Origin of the sequence: Acidovorax sp. M2(2025) (genome assembly GCF_049330835.1) — a bacterium.
GTDB lineage: Bacteria > Pseudomonadota > Gammaproteobacteria > Burkholderiales > Burkholderiaceae_C > Acidovorax.
Map to the genome: position 1 here is coordinate 3,532,855 of NZ_CP186262.1, position 18,883 is coordinate 3,551,737.

Sequence of the window (18,883 nt, forward strand, 5' to 3'; positions counted from 1 at the left end):
GAGAGACCCGCCATGCCCAACCAGGAAGAATCGCGCGACGGCACGCCCCGCGTGAATCCCGACCGCCCCTCCCCCGATGTGGAACGCTACGCCACCGACGGCCAGACCAACGCACGCGGCAAAGGCCCATCCGACGAGCAGGGCCAGCCACCCGACGCGAACCTGGTCGCGCCCAGCGGGGTCAACGAGCGCGACCGGGGCGCGGCGGACGTGCCACCCACCACCTCCGAGCAGCTGAATTTTGACGACGCCACCGAAGACCACCCGCGCGGCGACAACCGCCGCACCGGCGGCACCTGGAGCACGCCGCCGCACAACACCGGAGACCAGGGCGCCGTGGGCCGCGCGCCGGGCGCGGGCTTGTCAGACCGCAACGGCCCCAGCGATCCGGACGCCCGCAACGGCCGGCCCCAGCGATAGGCCCCGGGGAGCGCGGCACGCTGCAGCGCGGCGCAAATGCTTCACTTTTGATAGCTGCTTGCGCTTATCCATCAAGCGCTGCAGGCCGATTTCACTCCAGACCAAGCGCCCAGGCCACGTGCTCGCGCACCAGCGCGCTCGGGTCCCCGGCGCGGGACTGCAGCGCCGTGCGCAGGGCTTCGTCGCCCGTGGCGCGCAGCGCATTGCCCAGCGCCACCGCCACGTTGCGCAGCCAGCGCTCGTGGCCGATGCGGCGGATCGGGCCGCCTTCGGTTATGCGCAAAAAGGTGGGCTCGTCCCAGGCAAACAGGTGCGCCAACTGCTGGCCCGACAGGCCGGCGCGCTCGTCGAAGTCGGGCAGGCGGCTGACCTGGGCAAACTTGTTCCAGGGGCAGATGAGCTGGCAGTCGTCGCAGCCATAGATGCGGTTGCCCAGCAGCGGGCGCAGCTCCGGCGGGATGGGCCCGGCATGCTCGATGGTGAGGTACGAGATGCAGCGGCGCGCGTCCACCCGGTGCGGCGCGACGATGGCCTGCGTGGGGCACACGTCGATGCAAGCGCTGCAGCTGCCGCAGTGCGCGGTGACCGGCGCGCTTTCGGGCAGAGCCATGTCCACATAGATCTCGCCCAGAAAGAACATCGAGCCCGCCTCGCGGCTGAGCACCAGCGTGTGCTTGCCGCGCCAGCCCTGGCCGCTGCGCGCGGCAAGCTCGGCCTCCAGCACGGGGGCCGAGTCCGTGAAGACGCGGTGGCCAAACGGGCCGATGGCCTGGGCAATGCGGTCGCTGAGCTTTTGCAGCCGCGCGCGCAGCACCTTGTGGTAGTCGCGTCCGCGGGCGTAGACGGACACGATGCCCTCTTGCGGCCGCGCCAGGCGGGCCAGCTCCAGCGCCTGCCAGCCCTCGGGCGCCCGCACGCCCGTGCTGCGGGGCAGATAGTCCATGCGCGCGGTGATGACACTGACCGTGCCCGGCACCAGCTCGGCCGGCCGCGCGCGCTTCATGCCGTGCGCCGCCATGTACTGCATGTCGCCATGGAAGCCCTGGGCCAGCCACGCCGCCAGGCCGGGCTCTGCAGCGGACAGGTCCACCCCCGCCACGCCAATTTGGGAAAATCCCAGCTCGCGGGCCCACTCCTGCATTTGAGGAACGAGTTGACTGTTGCACCCCATACCGGCCAGATTGTAGAAACCGCCGCCGCGGCCGCTGGCGACCAGGCCCGCCAGTACGTCTGGCACAGCGAGGACGACACCGCCGCGTTCGCACGCCGCCTGGCCGCGCAGCCCGGGCTGGGCCACGCGTTCGTCACGCTGCACGGCGACCTGGGCGCCGGCAAGACCACGCTGGTGCGGCACCTGCTGCGCGCGCTGGGCGTGACCGGGCGCATCAAGAGCCCGACCTACGCAGTGGTGGAGCCGCACGAGGCGCCGGGCCTGGCCCCGAACCCGATGGCCTGGCACTTCGACTTCTACCGGTTCGACGACCCACGCGAATGGGAGGATGCGGGTTTCAGGGACATTTTTGCCGCCCCCGGCCTCAAGATGGCAGAATGGCCGGAAAAGGCTGCAGCGCTTACGCCGCCTGCGGACCTTGCTATCCACATTGAAGCAATCAACGACACCGAGAGGCAAGTGACGCTGCGTGCCCACACCCCCGCGGGACGCAGCCTGCTACAAGGTCTTTGAGCGAATGAGTTCCACCCGAACCCGCCCCCCGTCCCGCCGCGCGCTGCTGCAGGCCGGTAGCCTGGTCTTGCTGCTGGGCGCGCAGCAGATTGCCCGCGGAGCCACCATCCTGGCCGTGCGCGTGTGGCCCGCCCCCGAGTATTCGCGCGTGACCATCGAATCGGACGGCGCGCTGGTGGCCAAGCAGTTTTTCGTGGCCACGCCGCCGCGCCTGGCCGTCGACATCGAGGGCATCGACCTGAGCCCTGAGCTGCGCGAACTGGTGGCCAAGGTCAAGCCCGACGACCCCAACATCGCGGGCATCCGCGTGGGCCAGAACGCGCCCGGCGTGGTGCGGCTGGTGGTGGACCTGAAGCAGGCAGCCGTGCCCCAGGTGTTCACCCTGCCGCCGGTGGCGGCCTACCGGCACCGCCTGGTGTTCGACCTGTACCCCGCCGTGCCGGTGGACCCGCTGGAGGCCCTGATTGCCGAGCGCCTGCGCGACGCTCCGGCCGACACCAAGACGGCAGCGGCGGCCACCACGCCAGCACCCGCCGCCCGCGGCACTGCAGCCCCGCCAGCGCCCGCGCACGACCCGCTGGGCGACCTGATTGCCCAGCGCGCCCACCGCCCCGGCACGCCCGACAACGCGCCGCCCCCGCAGGTGGCCGCAGCGCCTGCGCCGGCTCCTGCCCCGGCGCCGGCCGAGACACCGCGCCCCGGCAACCGCGCCACATCCACCCAGACCGACCGCATCATCATCGTCGCGCTGGACCCGGGCCACGGCGGCGAGGACCCGGGCGCCATCGGTCCCTCGGGCACGCGCGAGAAAGACGTGGTGCTGCGCGTGGCCCACCTGCTGCGCGACCGCATCAATGCCACCACCATCGGCGGCAACCCCATGCGGGCCTACCTCACCCGCGACGGCGACTACTTCGTACCGCTGGGCGTGCGGGTGCAGAAGGCGCGGCGGGTGCAGGCCGACCTGTTCGTCAGCATCCATGCCGACGCCTTCACCACGCCCGAAGCCCGCGGTGCCAGCGTGTTCGCGCTCAGCCAGAGCGGCGCCTCCAGCACGGCGGCACGCTGGCTGGCCAACAAGGAAAACCAGGCCGACCTGGTGGGCGGCATCAACGTGCAGTCCAAGGACCAGCATGTGCAACGCGCCCTGCTGGACATGAGCACCACCGCGCAGATCAACGACAGCTTGAAGCTGGGCACGGTGCTGCTGGGCGAGATCGGCGGCATGGCCCGGCTGCACAAGCCGCGCGTGGAGCAGGCCGGCTTTGCCGTGCTCAAGGCACCCGACATTCCCAGCGTGCTGGTGGAAACCGCGTTCATCAGCAACCCCGAAGAAGAACGCCGGCTGCGCAGCAGCGCCTACCAGGAACAGCTGGCCGACGCGCTGATGCGCGGCATTACCCGCTACTTCGCCAAGAACCCGCCGCTGGCGCGCAGCCGTTCGGTCTAGGTGTGATGAAGGCCCCCAGGCTTGCGTGCACGGCAAAGTGCGCGCACAGTGGCCTTCCGTTCCACGGCAAGAAAGGAGGCACTCCATGGCCCTGCCCCACGCCCAATCCGGCCAGATCGTCAGCGTGCGCCCCTTGGGTGCGCGCCTGCTCGAAACCACCACCGCGGCCATCCTGAAGGCCGGCCAGCTCGAAGTCATGCGGGTCGTGCTGGACGCCGGCAAATCCATGAAGGAGCACCAGACGCCCGGCGAAGCCACCGTGCTGTGCATCGAAGGGGTGGTGGAATTCCTGAGCGAGGACGGCACCCAGCAACTGCAACCCGGCGACTTCGTGCACCTGGCGCCCCGCGCGCTGCGCTCGCTGCGGGCCCTGGAGCCCGCGTCGCTGCTGGTCACCCTGTGCCTGAAGCCCGCGAGCTAGCCGACAGCCCGCCCGCCGCGCACGCGGTGGTGCCCCGGTGTCCTACAACGGCAAGCCGCCATCGCCTACGGACGGCCCGCGCCGGGCGAGGGATAGTGAAGTCACAGGCACGTTCCCCGAACGCCACGCAGGTGCAGCCGGGACCGTGGCCTGGTTCCATTCACAAAGGACCCTAGCCATGAAAATCCGTCACATGCTTCTTGCTACCACGTGCACCGCTGCCCTGGCCCTGGGCGGGTGCGCCTCCAACCCCACCAATGCACAGATCGGCACCGGGGTCGGCGCCGTCGCTGGCGGCGCCGTGGGCAATGCCGTGTTTGGGGGCCCCGTAGGCACCATTGGCGGAGCCGCCGCCGGCGCGCTGATTGGCCACGAGATCGGCGAGGACCGCGACCAGCGCCGGGGCTACCGCCGCTAACCGGTCCCGTTTGGCATCAAAATGGCTGCCCGCGCTTGCCAGGCAAGCGCGGGCAGCTATATTTTTTGAAGTTCCTCAGGTCGCAGCCGGGCCCTCGGGCTTGCGGCCCGCCCGCCAGGCGCCCAGCAGGGCGAGGAGGCCGGGCACCAGGATCAGCGCCCAGATGATCTTGTCCAGGTGCTCCCGCACCCACGCCAGGTTGCCAAAGAAGTAGCCGGCGGTGCAGATGCCCAGCACCCACAGCACGGCGCCGGCCACATTGAAGCCGGTGAACTTGGCTCGGCCCATGGCGGCCACGCCGGCCACAAAGGGCGCAAACGTGCGGATGAAGGGCATGAAGCGCGCCAGCACGATGGTGATGCCGCCATAGCGCTCGTAGAACGCGTGGGCCTGGTCAAACGCGCGCCGGTTGAACCAGCGGGATTGCTCCCACTGGAACACCTTGGGCCCCACCCACCGGCCGATGGAATAGTTGCACTGGTCTCCCAGGATGGCCGCCAGCAGCAGCACCGCGCAGGCCAGCGGAAAGCTCATCAGCCCGGCGCCGCTGAGCGCCCCCACGATGAACAGCAGCGAATCGCCCGGGAGGAAGGGCATGACCACCACGCCGGTTTCCACAAACACGATCAGGAACAGCAGCGCATACACCCACGGGCCATAGGACTGCACGAACGCCTCCAGGTACTTGTCCACGTGCAGGATGAAATCGATGAGAAAAGTGGCGAGTTCCATGGGCGGGGGTCAAAAAGGGGAGCGGGCATTATCCCCACTGGGCCGGTGGCGCTGCGGCAAAACCCCTGCCGGCCCCCCGCCCTAAAATCCCGCGGTGACCGACAACACCACCGCCTCCCTTGCGGCAGCACCTGCCGCCGCACCCGCCCGCCGCCCCATCCGCGACCTGCCCGACGAGCTGATCAGCCAGATCGCCGCGGGCGAAGTGGTCGAGCGCCCCGCCTCGGTGGTGCGCGAGCTGGTGGACAACGCGCTGGACTCCGGCGCCACGCAGATCACCGTGCGCCTGTCGGCCGGCGGCGTGCGCCTGATCACGGTGGAGGACGACGGCTGCGGCATCCCGCAGGACGAGCTGGCCGTGGCCCTGCGCCGCCATGCCACCAGCAAGATCACCAACCTGCACGACCTGGAAACCGTGGCCACCATGGGCTTTCGGGGCGAGGCGCTGGCGGCCATCGCGTCGGTGTCCGAGACGGCCCTGCTCTCGCGCCCGGCCAGCCAGGGCAGCGCCTTCCTGCTGGACGCGCGCAGCGGCGAACTGCGCCCCGCCGCCCGCAGCACCGGCACCACGGTGGAAGTGAAGGAGCTGTTCTTCTCCACCCCCGCGCGGCGCAAGTTTTTGAAAACCGACGCCACCGAGCTGGCCCATTGCATTGAATCCGTGCGGCGGCACGCGCTGGCGCGGCCCGACGTGGGCTTTGCCATCTGGCACGAAGGCAAGCTGGTGGAGCAGTGGCGCGCCACCTTCGTGCCCGGGCAGGGGGATGCCCAGGACGCACTGGCCCGCCGCCTGTCGGACGTGCTGGGCGAAGACTTCGTCACCCAGTCCGTCGCCGTGCAGCACCGCGTGGGCCCCGTCACCGTGACGGGCCGCGCCGGCCTGCCCGACGCCGCCCGCTCGCGCCCGGACCACCAGTACTGCTACGTCAACGGCCGCTTCGTGCGCGACAAGGTGCTCACCCACGCGGCCCGCAGCGCGTACGAGGATGTGCTGCACGGACACAAGCAGCCCATCTACGCGCTGTACGTGGAGATCGACCCGGCGCGCGTGGACGTGAACGTGCACCCCACCAAGATCGAGGTGCGCTTTCGCGACAGCCGCGAGGTGCACCAGGCCGTGCGCCATGCCGTGGAGAACGCCCTGGCCGCGCCCCGCGCGGCGGCCCTGGCGGCTGCGGCACCGGCCACCACGGCCACCACGGCCACCGCCCCCGAGAATTTCGAGCCAAAACAGGCTCCAGCGCCCGTCTGGCAAGCGCAAGCAGCTATCAAATTTGATGAACCGCAGCGCGGCCACCGCGTGCAGGACCTGCAGGCGCTGTGGGGCCCCCGCAGCACCGCCGCGCCCGATACCGCCACACCGGCGGCCCTGGGCGGCCTGTGGGCACCCTCGGCGCAAGGGCCCTCCGACCCGGCAGCGCCCAGTTCAGGCGCACAACCCGCTGCCGTTGCTGCCGCCGCCATTGCCACGCCGCTGCCAGCAGCCGCACCACGGCCTGAAGCCGAAACCCCCTGGCCCCTGGGCCGCGCCGTGGCCCAGCTGCACGGCGTCTACATCCTGGCCGAGAACGCCCAGGGCATGGTCGTCGTGGACATGCACGCCGCGCACGAACGCATCGTGTACGAGCGCCTGAAGGCCCAGGTGGACAGCGGTGCGCGCATCGCCAGCCAGCCCCTGCTGATCCCGGCCACCTTCGCCGCCACGCCGCAAGAGGTGGCCACCGCGGAGGAGTCCGCCGAAGTGCTGGCCATGCTGGGCCTGGAGGTGGTGCCCTTTTCCCCCAAGACCCTGGCCGTGCGCGCCGTGCCCACCACGCTGGCCACGGCGTCGGGCTTTGGCGACCCGGTGGAGCTGGCCCGCAGCGTGCTGGCCGAGCTGGCCGCGCACGACGCCACCACCGTGGTGCAGCGCGCCCGCAATGAAATCCTGGGCACCATGGCCTGCCATGGCGCGGTGCGCGCCAACCGCAAGCTCACGCTCGACGAGATGAACGCGCTGCTGCGCCAGATGGAAACCACCGACCGCAGCGACCAATGCAACCACGGCCGCCCCACTTGGCGGCAGCTCACGATGAAGGAGCTGGACGGGTTGTTCCTGCGCGGGCGGTAGGCCGGCCCGGCCAGCCGCCGTGCAGCGGCGGCACCCTCCCCAGGCGCCCGGTCAGGGCAAGGCGCGCGCCGCCGCGGACACGTCGCACTGCAGCGCCACCGGCGGCGTCGCCGCCGCCATGGGCGCGCCGGGCTGCTCCGGCTGCAAGGTCCACTCCAGCGTGTAGTAGTTGCTGCCCATGTACCGGAAGTGCTCGGCGCGCGGCGCCGCCGTGGCGCGGCCCTGCGCCAGCGACCAGCCCTCCGGCGCCGGCAGCACCGACGCGTCGGCGCAGCGCAGGGCCACGCGCAGCACGGCGGGCCCCGGCGCGGTGAGCTGCAGCGCGATGCCCTGCGGGTGCAGGGCCGGCAGGAAGGTCATGTAGTCCACGCGCTCGTCGGTGAACACGTTGCCCCCCTCCCGGCCATTGACGCGCACCGGCAGCGGCGCAAACGCATACACCGCCGCGCCCGGCAGCGCGGCCACGGGCGCCAGCCCCTGAGTGAATGTCGAGGGCACCGCGGGGGCCGCGGGCTCGATCAGGTATTGCGTGGCCGAGGCCCCTGCCGCTGCCACCGGGCAGCGGGCATCAAACTGGCGGTTGGTCAGGTCGCGCACCAGCATCCAGTACAGGCCCCGAAGCTGGCCCTGGCACAGGCCTTCCGACTCCACATAGTCCTGCATGGCGCGCAGGTACCGGAAGCTGAACGACGGCACCCAGCGCTGCGCCCCCCCGATGTGCGGGAAGAACGACACGTTGGCCCCCAGGTCCAGCTTGCCCCGCGCCTCGAACTGCCGGTACAGCGCCCACTGCCCGCCCAGCGCCAGCACGCCGACAGCGGCCATCCCCGCAAGCCAGGGCACGGCACTGCGCACCCACCGCTCGCTGGCCCCCGCCCAGCCATAGGCAGCCACCAGGGCCATCCAGGGCTGGATCACGTCCAGGTGCCAGAAGGCGCCAAACGGCAGCATCAGCATGGCCATCACCCACCACACCAGCATCGCCACAGCCACCCACCGCATGGCGGGCGACCGTGCGGCCCGCGCCAGCCCCAGCACCGCCCCCACCAGCACCACGCCCAGCAGCACGGCGGCCGCGGCCGTCACCCCCGGCACGGCGGGCGAAATGCCGGCCACCATGTGGTAGGGCATGGCCAGCGCGTCCCACCATTTGCCCGGGCTCAGCAACCGGCCGGCGAGCCCCATCCAGCCGGCCTCGGAAGGCGGCGGCGGGGCCGCCACCACGTTCGCAATGTTCCAAGGCTTGGCCCACAGCGCCCACCCCGCCGTCAGGGCCACCACCACGCCGATACCGGCCCAAGTGCCCCGCTGGCGCAGCACGGCCGGGTGCAGCACGGCATACAGCCCCATCGCCACCGCCAGCGGCACCGCCGAGGGGTGGATCTGCAGCAGCAGGAACATCGCGAGAGCCAGCGCAAACCACCCCGAGCCCGGCCGGTGCAAGGCCCGCACCCACAGCGCCAGCACCCCGCTGGACAGCCCCATCACCAGCGCCGGATTCCAGGCGCTGTGGGTGTACATGCTGCCCACGATGGGCATGCACAGCGCCACAAAGGCCAGAGCCACGCGGCTGCCCAGGTGCGCGCGGAACGTGGCCCACGCCCAGCCGAGGCAGGCCAGGTTGAACAGCCCGAAGGCCGCAAAGATGCTGGTCTCGCGGTCGGCCACCAGCAGGGGCAGGCCCAGCAGGTAATAGAACCCCGGCGGCAGAAAGAACCGCCCGTTGAACGGCGTGCTGCTGCGGGGCCACTGGCCCTGGTGCACCCACTGCCGCACCGTCTCCACGTCGCGGATCTGGTCGGGCCCGTGGAACGTGAGGTCGCAGTAATAGACCTGCAGGAAACCGAAGCCCAGCAACAGCAGCACGGCCAGCCAGTCGCTGGCTGGGGAGCGCGACGGCGATGGGGACGCGGTGGGTAAGTTCATGAAAGAGAGTTCTGCACTGCAAGGACGGGGGTTGGCGGATCCGGCCTGGCGGGCCCCAAGAAGACACGTTTGATCACAAACAGAAATGCAGATCGCCCCAATACACCCGCAAATCAGCGAAGAATACAACGCTATATCAAGCAAAAGGTGTGTTTCTTGAAACGGCTGTGGGACTGGGATCGTACTGGGCGGCTTATGCGCATACGGCCAGCCAGGGGTCACCGATCTCCCACTGCCGGAAACTTCACGGGAGGACTCCACTTTGACACGCATGGCCATCTCTCTCGTCCGCCGTCTTGTAGGGACGCAGGACCTCCAACTCAAACTAGCGCAAATCGAGACAGCCCTTCGTCAAAAAACTGCAGCCCCCCCGTCCCTTCTCACGATGCCGCTGTGCGCCTCCATGACCGAGGTCCGCAAGACCATTGCAGACAACTTCATCGCGGGCCAGGGGCTGGAAATCGGCGCCTTTACCTCGCCCCTGCCGGTGCCGGCGGCAGCGCAGGTGACCTATGTTGACAAATACAACCTGGAAGACCTGGACGCCAACCACAAGGTGGCCGGGCTGTCGCTGAAGGACTTCGGGGTGGACCTGAGCACCGTGGTGCGCCCCGACATCGTGGACGACGGCGAATGCCTCTCGAAGGTGGGGGACTACTCGCAGGACTTCGTCATTGCCAACCATGTGCTGGAGCATTTCGAAGACCCGATCAAGGGCTTCCGCAACATGCTCAGGGTGCTCAAGCACGGGGGCATCCTGTACCTGAGCCTGCCCGAAATGCGGCACAGCTTCGACAGCGTGCGGCAGCCCACGCCCTTCGAGCACCTTCAACGGGACTATGAGGAGGGGCCGGGCTGGTCCCGGGAACTGGCCTATGCCGAGTTCGCAAAGATCTTTGCCGCCAACGGAATGGACAAGGGGCTGTTCCCCCGCCGCAGCGGGGCAGCGCTCGCGCAGTTCGAAAGCGAAGTGGCGCAGGAGCTGAACGCGGCCAACTACAGCATCCACTTTCATGCCTGGACCATGGACGGCATGGTGGAGATGTTCTCCCGGGCCAAGGGCCTGTACCGCCTGGCGTACGAGACCCGGCTGGTCTTGAAGAACAAGGAAGAAGTGGTCTTCATCTTTGAGAAAACCGTGCCCCACGTTGCGTAGGGGCCGGCATCGCCCATTTGTGGCGAGCCCTTCTTCTTTTCCTGTCCTTTCGCCCTAAAGAGAAAAGCGCCTTGCGGCGCTTTTCTCCGGGTGCTTCCCGGGGAATCACCCCAGCGCATCACTGGTCGCGCGCAGCCTTGGCCGTATCGGCGAAGTCGCTGAACACGCCGTCCACGCCCAGCTCGTAGAACAGCTTGTATTCCGCCTTCGGATCCCCCTTGAAGTCCGACGCCAGACGCTTGGCCTCGTTGCGGAAGGTGTAGGCGTGCACGAACAGCCCGGCAGCGTGGGCGTTCTTCACCACGTCGGTCGGGGGCATCATGACGCGGTCGCGCTCGTCGATCTTGCCGTCGCCATTGAGGTCATCGGCCTTGCCGTCCTTGTTGGCGTCCACCTGCTTGGAAGGGATCAGGTAGGGCTTCCACGGGCCCACGCCATCGGCGTAGGTCTTGACTTCCTTCAGGCCGGCCGGAGTGAGCAGGCTGGCGAAGGTGCGTGAGTCGCCGGCCACCGCAAAGTCATACGGCCGGTCGTACGGCGCCGTCAGGTCCATGCTGCCGTCGGGGTTCACGTCATTGGCATCCACCAGCTGCACCAGACGGATTTGCGTCTTGGTGCGCAGGTACTTGAGGTTGGACACCTCGAACGACTGCACGATCACCGGCGAGCTCTTGCTGGTGTAGCCGTACTTGGCCAGCACCGTGAGCAGGCGGTCCTCCAGCGGCAGCCCCAGCTTGGCGTGGTACGTGGGGTGCTTGGTTTCGGGGTACACGCCCACGGTGCGGCCCGCCTTGGCGCCCGCGCTCTTGGCCAGGTCCAGCACTTCCTCCAGCGTAGGGATCTGGAACTTGCCGTTGAACGATTGATCGCGGTCGGACAGCGGCTGGATCGCCCGCAGGGTCTTGAGCTCGGCCAGGGTGAAGTCGGACACGAACCAGCCCTCTTCCTCCACGCCGTCCACCACCTTCTTGGTCTTGCGGCTGGCGAATTCGGGGCGCGAGGCCACGTCCGTGGTGCCGGTGATGTTGGGCTCATGCCGAGCGACCAGCGCGCCGTCCTTGGTGGCCACCAGGTCCGGCTCGATGAAGTCAGCGCCCATGTCGATGCCGCGCTGGTATCCCTCCAGCGTGTGGTCGGGCAGGTAGCCGGCAGCCCCGCGGTGGCCAATGACCAAAGGGGTGTCGCCGTTGAGCGTGGGATAGCGCGGCCCGTCGCTGCCGCCGCAGGCCGCCAGCACCGCCGCCAGGGCCAGCAAACTCCCTCTCGCACCAGAAATGTGCATGCACTTCTCCTCGTTGTGGTTGAAAAACCGCAGAACTGTGGGCGCGCCGTGTGACACGGCCGTGACGGCCAGCGCCTGGGCCCATCAGCTCCTTAAAACCATCCAGGAACGCACCAAATCAATGCAAACCACCCCATTTTTGACCGCCAAATCCCCAGCATTGTGCATAGCCATCGGCATGAAAGTATGACTTTTGAACATAATGCTCTATTGCAGTGCATAGTGCCTGCTCCCGGTGGACGACGTTGAGAGTCTTTTGAACCTTATGAAATACGAAACTGCAGGCAGCTTCCTGGCCCACGTGGCCCTTCGCAATCCGGGTCAGCCCGAGTTTTTACAGGCCGTTACCGAAGTGCTGGAGAGCCTGTGGCCCTTCATTGCCAAACACCCGCGCTATGCGGAACACGGCCTGCTGGAGCGCCTGGTGGAACCCGAGCGCACCGTGATGTTCCGCGTGGCCTGGGTGGACGACCACGGCACGGTGCAGGTCAACCGCGGCTACCGCATCCAGCACAGCATGGCCATCGGGCCCTACAAGGGCGGCATCCGGTTCCACCCCTCGGTGAACCTGTCGGTGCTGAAATTCCTGGCGTTCGAGCAGACCTTCAAGAACGCGCTGACCACGCTGCCCATGGGCGGCGGCAAGGGCGGCAGCGACTTCGACCCCAAGGGCAAGAGCCCCGGCGAAGTCATGCGCTTTTGCCAGGCTTTCGTGTCCGAGCTGTTCCGCCACGTGGGCGCGGATACCGACGTGCCGGCGGGCGACATCGGCGTGGGCGGCCGCGAGGTGGGCTACATGGCGGGGATGATGAAAAAGCTCAGCAACCGCGCCGACTGCGTTTTCACGGGCAAGGGCCTGTCGTTCGGCGGCTCGCTGATCCGCCCCGAGGCCACGGGCTATGGCACGGTGTACTTTGCCGAGGAGATGCTGAAAACGCGGGGCCGCTCGTTTGACGGGCTGCGGGTGTCCGTGTCGGGTTCGGGCAATGTCGCGCAGTACGCGGTGGAAAAGGCCATGCAGCTGGGCGCCAAGGTCGTCACGGTGTCCGACTCCAGCGGCACGGTGGTGGATGAGGAAGGCTTCACGCCCGAGAAGCTCGCCATCCTGATGGAGGTGAAGAACCACCACTACGGCCGCGTGAGCGACTATGCGGCCCGCACCGGCGTGCGGTTTGAAGCCGGCGTGCGCCCCTGGCACGTGCCGGTCGACGTGGCCCTGCCCTGCGCCACGCAGAACGAGCTGGATGGCAACGATGCCGCCACCCTGGTGCGCAACGGGGTGGTCTGCGTGGCCGAAGGGGCCAACATGCCCGCCACCATCGAGGCGGCCAAGGCACTGGAAGCGGCGGGCGTGCTGTACGCCCCCGGCAAGGCCAGCAACGCCGGCGGCGTGGCCACCTCGGGCCTGGAAATGAGCCAGAACTCCGCCCGGCTGTCCTGGCCGCGCGACGAGGTGGACGCGCGCCTGCTGCAGATCATGCGGGGCATCCACGCAGCGTGCCTGCAGTACGGCCGCCGCGCCGATGGCTCGGTGAGCTACATCGACGGCGCCAACATTGCGGGCTTCGTCAAGGTGGCGGACGCCATGCTGGCGCAAGGCGTGGTGTAGCGGCAGGCGGGGCGCGGCTTGGGCGAAGCCGCATGTAAGCGTATGCTACAGGCGCCTTGGCCCAGGCCCACCCGGCGGCGGGCCCGCCCTTTTTGCCTCTTGCGCAGGAGTCCACCGTGGAAATCTTCAGCTTTCTGAACGCCCTCGTCGAAAAGGGTGGCTCCGACCTGTTTTTCAGCGTGGGCGCGCCGGTGAACCTCAAGATCGAGGGCGTCACCCACCCGCTGAAAATGCCGGCGCTGCTGCCCGGCCAGGTCAAGCAGCTGGCCTATTCCGTCATGAACGAGAAGCAGATCAGCGAGTTCGAGGCGCGGCAGGAGATGAACCTGTCCATCTCAGCCGAGAACCTGGGGCGCTTTCGCGTCAATGTGTTCGTGCAGCGCGGCGAGACGGGCATGGTGGTGCGCTACATCAAGAACAAGATTCCGGCGCTGTCGGCCCTGGGCCTGCCGGCCATCCTGGAAAAGCTGGTGCTGCGCAAGCGCGGGCTGGTGCTGGTGACGGGCGCCACGGGGTCGGGCAAGTCGACCACGCTGGCGTCGATGATCAACTACCGCAACGAAAACGTGACGGGCCACATCCTCACCATCGAGGACCCGCTGGAATTCCTGCACGCCCACAAGCGCTCGGTGGTCGACCAGCGCGAGGTGGGCATCGACACGCAGTCGTACGAGGAAGCGCTGAAGAACGCGCTGCGCGAGGCGCCGGACGTGATCATGATCGGCGAGATCCGCGACCGCAACACCATGAAGCAGGCCATCGCCTTTGCGGAAACCGGCCACCTGTGCCTGTCCACGCTGCACGCCAACAACGCCAACCAGGCGATGGAGCGGGTGATCAACTTCTTCCCGGAAGACGCGCACCACCAGCTGCTCATCGACCTGAGCCTGAACCTGGCGGGCGTGGTGTCGCAGCGGCTGATTCCCGGCCTGCACGAGAAGCTGGTGCCCGCGGTGGAGGTGATGCTCAACTCGCCCTACATCGCCGACCTGATCGCCAAGGGCGAGTTCGCCGGCATCAAGGAGGCCATGGGCCACAGCACGGAAATCGGCATGTGCACGTTCGACCAGGCGCTGTACCAGCTGTACACCGAAGGCCGGATCTCGCTGGAGGAAGCCCTGCACAACGCCGACTCGCGCACCGACCTGGCGCTGCGCGTGCGGCTGGCGGCCGGGGTGAGCACGAACGACGCGGGCGACCTGGCGATCGACACCACCTCGCCCATGCAATCGGCGTCGCGGCTGTATTGACAGAGCCAGGGCATGCCGCCGCCGCGCCAGCGTAACAGCGCGAACTTTGGCGGGCCGGAACGGATCAGTGCAGGCATGAAACGCGGACCTCTTCTTTCCTCGCTGGCACTGGTGGTGGCCGTGAGCGTGGGCTGCGCCACCCTGGACGCCAAGCAGCGCGAGTGGATTTTTCAGCCCAGCGACCGCAGCTGGGGCGGAGCCCCCTCCACCGAGGGCATGCAGGACGTGTGGATCGATTTCGCGTCGGAGGCCACCGGCAGCCCGGCGCGGCTGCACGGCCTGTGGCTGCCGCAGGGGCGCGCCGGCGCGCCGGCGCTGCTGTACCTGCACGGCGCGCGCTGGAACGTGGCGGGCTCCGCCGGGCGCATCCGCCGCATGCAGGAGCTGGGCTTCTCGGTGCTGGCCATCGACTACCGGGGGTTCGGCCGCAGCAGCGCCGGACTGCCGTCCGAAACCACCGCCGCCGAGGACGCCCGTGCCGCCTGGGACTGGCTGGCGCAGCACCAGCCCGGCAAGCCCCGCTACCTCTTCGGCCACTCGCTGGGGGGCGCCATCGCCATCGACCTGGCGAGCAAGGTGGACGACGAGCAAGGCACCATGGTCGAGGGCACCTTCACCAGCGTGCCCGAGGTGGTCAGCACCTTCAAGTGGGGATGGCTGCCGGTGTCGGCCCTCATCACCCAGCGGTTCGAATCCGTCCGCAAGGTGGCGCGCATCGGGTCTCCGCTGCTGGTGGTGCATGGCAGCGAGGACAGCCTGATCCTGCCGTCGCTGGGGCGCAAGCTGTACGAGGCGGCGCAGGAGCCCAAGCAGTTCGTGCTGGTGGACGGGGGATCGCACCACACGACCAACACCGTGGGGCAGGCGCAGTACCGCCAGGCCCTGGCGTCGCTGTTCCGGCTGCAGTAGGCCGCCAAAGCGCCAAAGCGCCTGCGCTCCCGCCCCGTCCGCAGCATGGCCCACGGGGCGCTGCGGGCACGCCCCTTCTGGTACGCTCAGACGGATATGTCTGCCCCGTCCGCCGCTGCGACCCCAGCCGCCCTCCCCGCCGTCCAGCCCGGCCTGGCCATCCTCGTGCTGGCACTGCTGCTGTCCATCCAGCCCGTCACCACCGACCTGTACCTGCCGGCCCTGCCCGCGCTCACGCGCAGCCTGGGCGCGCCGGTGGCCGCGGCGCAGCTCACCCTTAGCGGGCTGCTGCTGGCCTTTGGCTGCTCGCAAATGGTGTGGGGGCCGTTGTCGGACCGCTTTGGCCGCCGGCCCATCCTGCTGACGGGCCTGGCCATCTACACCGTGGCGTCGCTGGGCAGCGCGCTGGCGCCCAGCATGGCGCTGCTGATCCTGTGGCGCATTGCCCAGGGCGCCGCCATGGGGGCCGTGGTGATGTGCGCCCGTGCCATCGTGCGCGACCTGTACACGCCCAATGAAGGGGCGCGCGCCATGTCCAAGGCCCTCACCGGCCTGGGCGTGGTGGCCTGCATCTGCGCCCCGCTGGGCGGCCTGCTGAGCGAATGGCTGGGCTGGCGCGCGGCGTTGACGGCCGTGACGGCCTATGGCGCGGCCACCCTGGCGGTGGTGGCGCTGCGCATGCCCGAAACCCTGGCACACCGCAACCCCCAGGCGCTGCAGCCGCGCGCGCTGGTGGGCACCTGGGCGCACGTACTGCGCAGCCCCACCTTCTGGGCGTTCTCGCTGCAGACCACGGCCACCTACGGCGGCCTGTTCACCTTTCTGGCGTCCTCGTCGTTCGTCTACATCGACGTGCTCGGCCTCACCCGCACGCAGTACGGCTGGGTCATGGCCTCGGCCTGCGTGGCCTATCTGGCGGGCACCTTTCTGTGCCGCCGCTGGCTGGTGCGCTACGGCCTGCCGCGCACGGTGGCGATTGCCGGCGGCCTGAGCCTGGCAGGCGGCACGCTGATGGCGGCGGTGGCGGCGCTGGGCTGGCTTGAGCCCTGGGCCTTGCTGCTGCCGTTTTTCCTGTACATGCTGGGCCACGGCATTCACCAGCCCTGCGGGCAAAGCGGCGCCGTGGGCCCCTTCCCCAAGGCGGCCGGGGTGGCCTCGGCGCTCAATGGCTTCATGATGATGCTGGCGGCGTTCGGCATTGGCGGCTGGCTGGGCCAGCGGCTGGACGGCACGGTGTGGCCGCTGGTCAACGGCGTGTGGTTCTGGTCGGCCGCGCTCGCCGCCATCTCCTGGACGCTGGTGCGGAAATTCGGGGTGGCCAAGGACCATGCCTGACACCCTTCCCTCGCCGGGCACGCTGCCCGCCGTCGCCCTGGCGGGCCCTACCGCATCGGGCAAAACAGCCGGCGCGCTGGCCCTGGCCGCCGTGCTGGGCAAGCAGGGCGTGCCGGTGGAGATCATCAGCGTGGACTCGGCCCTGGTGTACCGCGGCATGGACATCGGCACGGCCAAGCCCACAGCCGACGAGCGCGCCGCCGTGCCGCACCACCTCATCGACATCCGCGACCCGCTGCAGACCTACAGCGCGGCCGAGTTCGTGCAGGACGCCACGCGCCTCATGGGCGAGATCCGCGCCCGGGGCGCGCTGCCCCTGCTGGTGGGCGGCACCATGCTGTACTTCAAGGCGCTGTTCGACGGCATCGACGACATGCCGCCCGCCGACCCCGCCGTGCGCGCGCGGCTGGAAGCCCAGGCCGCTGAACAGGGCTGGCCCGCGCTGCACGCCGAGCTGGCCCGCGTGGACCCCGCCACCGCCGCGCGCCTGGCCCCGGCGGACAGCCAGCGCATCCAGCGTGCGCTGGAGGTGTGGCATGTGTCCGGCCGCCCGCTGTCGAGCTTTCACACTACAAAAACAGGAGCTGCTCGCGCTGGTGCTGCAAGCGCTACAGCCCTTTTTTCCTTGGAACCGCAAGACCGGGCCTGGCTGCACGAGCGCATTGCGCAGCGGTTTGATGCGATGCTGGCCGCCGGCTTCCTGGACGAGGTGCGCGGCCTGCGGGCGCGGGGCGATCTGCACCCGGACCTGCCCTCGATGCGCTGCGTGGGCTACCGGCAGGCCTGGGAAAGCCTGGACGGCACCTGGCCCCTGCAGAGCCTGCGCGAGCGCGGCATTGCCGCCACGCGCCAGCTGGCCAAGCGGCAGATCACCTGGCTGCGCAGCATGCCCGCGCGCCACGCCGTGGCCTGCGACCAGCCGAACGCAGTGGCCCAGCTGGTGCAGGCCGTGCTGCAGCGACTGTCCGCCCCGCCCCCGCAACCCGCAGCACCCTGACATGACGGCACGGCTGCGCGTGGAACAGCTGGGCAAGCGCTACGGCGACACGCCCGTGTGTGCCGGGGTGGACTTTGCGGTGGAGCCGGGCGAGTTCGTGGCCATCGTCGGCGACTCCGGCGTGGGCAAGTCCACCCTGCTCAACTGCCTGGCGGGGCTGGACACCTGGGACACGGGCTCCATCACGCACGGCGCCACCCGCCTGGACGCGCTCACGGACACCCAGCGGGCCCTGTGGCGCCGCGCCCATGTGGGGTTCGTGTTCCAGGCGTTCCACGTGCTGCCGCACCTGGACGTGGCGCAGAACGTGGCCTTGCCGCTGATGCTGCTGGACCGCCCGGACCCGCGCCGGGTGCAGCAGATGCTGGAGGCCGTGGGCCTGGAGGGGCTGGGCTCGCGGCTGCCGCAGCAGCTCAGCGGCGGGCAGCTGCAGCGCGTGGCCATTGCCCGCGCACTGGTGCACCGCCCCGGCCTGCTGCTGGCCGACGAGCCCACCGGCAACCTGGACCCTGGCACCGCCGCCCGGGTGATGGACCTGCTGCTGGCGCAGACGCGCCAGCACGGCGCGTCGCTGGTGCTGGTCACGCACTCGCAGGCCGCCGCCGAGCGCGCCGACCGCGTACTGCGGCTGACCGCCGAGGGGATGGCGCCCTTGCGCTGACACCTGCCCGGCGCCTGCGCCGGACAGGCACACCCCAACTTATTCGATGTGCAGGCGCTGCGCGGCCTTGTTGGCCTTCTTGGGCAGGGTCAGCGTGAGCACGCCGTTGTCGTACTTGGCCTTGGCCTGGGAGGCATCCACTTCGTCGGGCAGCTGGAAGCTGCGGGCCACCGACCCGAAATAGCGCTCCGAACGCAGCACCTTGTCGCCCTCGCGCTTCTCGTCGTGCTGCCGCACTTCGGCGCGCAGGCTCACCACGTTGCCTTCCAGCGAGACGTGGATGTCTTCCTTGGTCACGCCGGGCACTTCGGCCTGCACGGTGTAGCCGGTTTCGTTTTCAGACACGTCCACCTTGATCTGCGAGGGCGAGGGCAGGTTGTCGCCGTGCAGTGGCCGCACATAGAACCCGGGTGCAATGTCCTTGAAGAAGTCATCGAACAGACTGCCGCGAGATACCAGCGAATTCATGGTTGAGCTCCTGAAAAAGGGGTGGGTACACCAGGGCCGGCACTGCGCCGCCGCC

At 69.2% G+C, this 18,883-nt stretch carries 19 protein-coding genes; 14 read left to right on the top strand and 5 right to left on the bottom strand.

The genetic code is table 11. The features are described 5' to 3' along the window. The first annotated feature begins 12 nt into the window (after positions 1 to 12). The gene (locus ACOYR3_RS16325; RefSeq protein WP_291487795.1) at positions 13 to 420 is read left to right on the top strand and encodes a hypothetical protein; all 408 of its coding nucleotides are present in this window, start codon (positions 13 to 15) and stop codon (positions 418 to 420) included. A gap of 91 nt (positions 421 to 511) precedes the next feature. Here ACOYR3_RS16325 and queG read toward each other — a convergent pair whose 3' ends face one another. Next, positions 512 to 1,561, bottom strand: coding sequence for a tRNA epoxyqueuosine(34) reductase QueG (gene queG, locus ACOYR3_RS16330; protein ID WP_422843376.1), 1,050 nt, complete (start codon positions 1,559 to 1,561; stop codon positions 512 to 514). Positions 1,562 to 1,573: 12 nt separating this feature from the next. Between queG and tsaE the strand changes: the two genes are divergently transcribed. The 4 genes from tsaE (at position 1,574) to ACOYR3_RS16350 (ending at position 4,393) form a co-directional block, all read left to right on the top strand. Then, on the top strand, positions 1,574 to 2,104 hold the full coding sequence (tsaE, locus tag ACOYR3_RS16335) for a tRNA (adenosine(37)-N6)-threonylcarbamoyltransferase complex ATPase subunit type 1 TsaE (RefSeq protein WP_422843377.1): 531 nt from the start codon (positions 1,574 to 1,576) through the stop codon (positions 2,102 to 2,104). A gap of 4 nt (positions 2,105 to 2,108) precedes the next feature. Then, positions 2,109 to 3,554: an N-acetylmuramoyl-L-alanine amidase gene (locus ACOYR3_RS16340; RefSeq protein ID WP_422843378.1), complete on the top strand. Its 1,446-nt coding sequence runs from the start codon at positions 2,109 to 2,111 to the stop codon at positions 3,552 to 3,554. Positions 3,555 to 3,639: 85 nt separating this feature from the next. After that, positions 3,640 to 3,975 (top strand): cupin domain-containing protein, encoded by a 336-nt coding sequence (locus ACOYR3_RS16345; protein WP_422843379.1) that lies wholly within the window; start codon positions 3,640 to 3,642, stop codon positions 3,973 to 3,975. A gap of 178 nt (positions 3,976 to 4,153) precedes the next feature. Next, positions 4,154 to 4,393: a glycine zipper 2TM domain-containing protein gene (locus tag ACOYR3_RS16350; RefSeq protein ID WP_422843380.1), complete on the top strand. Its 240-nt coding sequence runs from the start codon at positions 4,154 to 4,156 to the stop codon at positions 4,391 to 4,393. A gap of 75 nt (positions 4,394 to 4,468) precedes the next feature. On the opposite strand, the gene ACOYR3_RS16355 is transcribed toward ACOYR3_RS16350, so the two are convergent. Then, positions 4,469 to 5,125, bottom strand: coding sequence for a DedA family protein (locus ACOYR3_RS16355; protein WP_422843381.1), 657 nt, complete (start codon positions 5,123 to 5,125; stop codon positions 4,469 to 4,471). A gap of 94 nt (positions 5,126 to 5,219) precedes the next feature. Between ACOYR3_RS16355 and mutL the strand changes: the two genes are divergently transcribed. Continuing rightward, positions 5,220 to 7,235 carry a DNA mismatch repair endonuclease MutL gene (mutL, locus tag ACOYR3_RS16360; protein ID WP_422843382.1) on the top strand — a complete coding sequence of 672 codons (2,016 nt, stop codon included), beginning with the start codon at positions 5,220 to 5,222 and terminating at the stop codon, positions 7,233 to 7,235. Positions 7,236 to 7,286: 51 nt separating this feature from the next. Here the strand turns inward: mutL and ACOYR3_RS16365 are convergent, their stop codons facing one another. Continuing rightward, on the bottom strand, positions 7,287 to 9,161 hold the full coding sequence (locus ACOYR3_RS16365) for a hypothetical protein (protein ID WP_422843383.1): 1,875 nt from the start codon (positions 9,159 to 9,161) through the stop codon (positions 7,287 to 7,289). A gap of 403 nt (positions 9,162 to 9,564) precedes the next feature. Between ACOYR3_RS16365 and ACOYR3_RS16370 the strand changes: the two genes are divergently transcribed. Continuing rightward, positions 9,565 to 10,317 carry a methyltransferase domain-containing protein gene (locus ACOYR3_RS16370; RefSeq protein WP_422843384.1) on the top strand — a complete coding sequence of 251 codons (753 nt, stop codon included), beginning with the start codon at positions 9,565 to 9,567 and terminating at the stop codon, positions 10,315 to 10,317. Between the two features lie 118 nt (positions 10,318 to 10,435). Here the strand turns inward: ACOYR3_RS16370 and ACOYR3_RS16375 are convergent, their stop codons facing one another. Continuing rightward, positions 10,436 to 11,599: a glycerophosphodiester phosphodiesterase gene (locus tag ACOYR3_RS16375; RefSeq protein ID WP_422843385.1), complete on the bottom strand. Its 1,164-nt coding sequence runs from the start codon at positions 11,597 to 11,599 to the stop codon at positions 10,436 to 10,438. Between ACOYR3_RS16375 and ACOYR3_RS16380 the strand changes: the two genes are divergently transcribed. The 7 genes from ACOYR3_RS16380 (at position 11,598) to ACOYR3_RS16410 (ending at position 18,360) form a co-directional block, all read left to right on the top strand. Then, positions 11,598 to 11,789: a hypothetical protein gene (locus ACOYR3_RS16380; protein ID WP_422843386.1), complete on the top strand. Its 192-nt coding sequence runs from the start codon at positions 11,598 to 11,600 to the stop codon at positions 11,787 to 11,789. The two genes, ACOYR3_RS16375 and ACOYR3_RS16380, sit on opposite strands and share 2 nt — an antisense overlap. Positions 11,790 to 11,864: 75 nt before the next feature. Beyond that, on the top strand, positions 11,865 to 13,208 hold the full coding sequence (gene gdhA, locus ACOYR3_RS16385) for an NADP-specific glutamate dehydrogenase (RefSeq protein ID WP_422843387.1): 1,344 nt from the start codon (positions 11,865 to 11,867) through the stop codon (positions 13,206 to 13,208). 116 nt (positions 13,209 to 13,324) lie between these two features. Further along, entirely contained in the window at positions 13,325 to 14,458 is a 1,134-nt protein-coding gene (locus tag ACOYR3_RS16390) for a PilT/PilU family type 4a pilus ATPase (protein WP_422843388.1), read from the top strand. 75 nt (positions 14,459 to 14,533) lie between these two features. Then, on the top strand, positions 14,534 to 15,367 hold the full coding sequence (locus ACOYR3_RS16395; protein ID WP_422843389.1) for an alpha/beta hydrolase: 834 nt from the start codon (positions 14,534 to 14,536) through the stop codon (positions 15,365 to 15,367). Between the two features lie 96 nt (positions 15,368 to 15,463). After that, positions 15,464 to 16,702 carry a multidrug effflux MFS transporter gene (locus ACOYR3_RS16400; protein ID WP_422843390.1) on the top strand — a complete coding sequence of 413 codons (1,239 nt, stop codon included), beginning with the start codon at positions 15,464 to 15,466 and terminating at the stop codon, positions 16,700 to 16,702. Continuing rightward, positions 16,695 to 17,699, top strand: coding sequence for a tRNA (adenosine(37)-N6)-dimethylallyltransferase MiaA (miaA, locus tag ACOYR3_RS16405; protein ID WP_422843391.1), 1,005 nt, complete (start codon positions 16,695 to 16,697; stop codon positions 17,697 to 17,699). The genes ACOYR3_RS16400 and miaA overlap by 8 nt, the downstream gene beginning before the upstream one ends. Before the next feature lies 1 nt (position 17,700). Continuing rightward, positions 17,701 to 18,360 (top strand): ABC transporter ATP-binding protein, encoded by a 660-nt coding sequence (locus ACOYR3_RS16410; protein WP_422843392.1) that lies wholly within the window; start codon positions 17,701 to 17,703, stop codon positions 18,358 to 18,360. A gap of 39 nt (positions 18,361 to 18,399) precedes the next feature. Here ACOYR3_RS16410 and ACOYR3_RS16415 read toward each other — a convergent pair whose 3' ends face one another. Then, on the bottom strand, positions 18,400 to 18,828 hold the full coding sequence (locus ACOYR3_RS16415; protein ID WP_422843393.1) for an Hsp20/alpha crystallin family protein: 429 nt from the start codon (positions 18,826 to 18,828) through the stop codon (positions 18,400 to 18,402). Between the last annotated feature and the right edge of the window lie 55 nt (positions 18,829 to 18,883).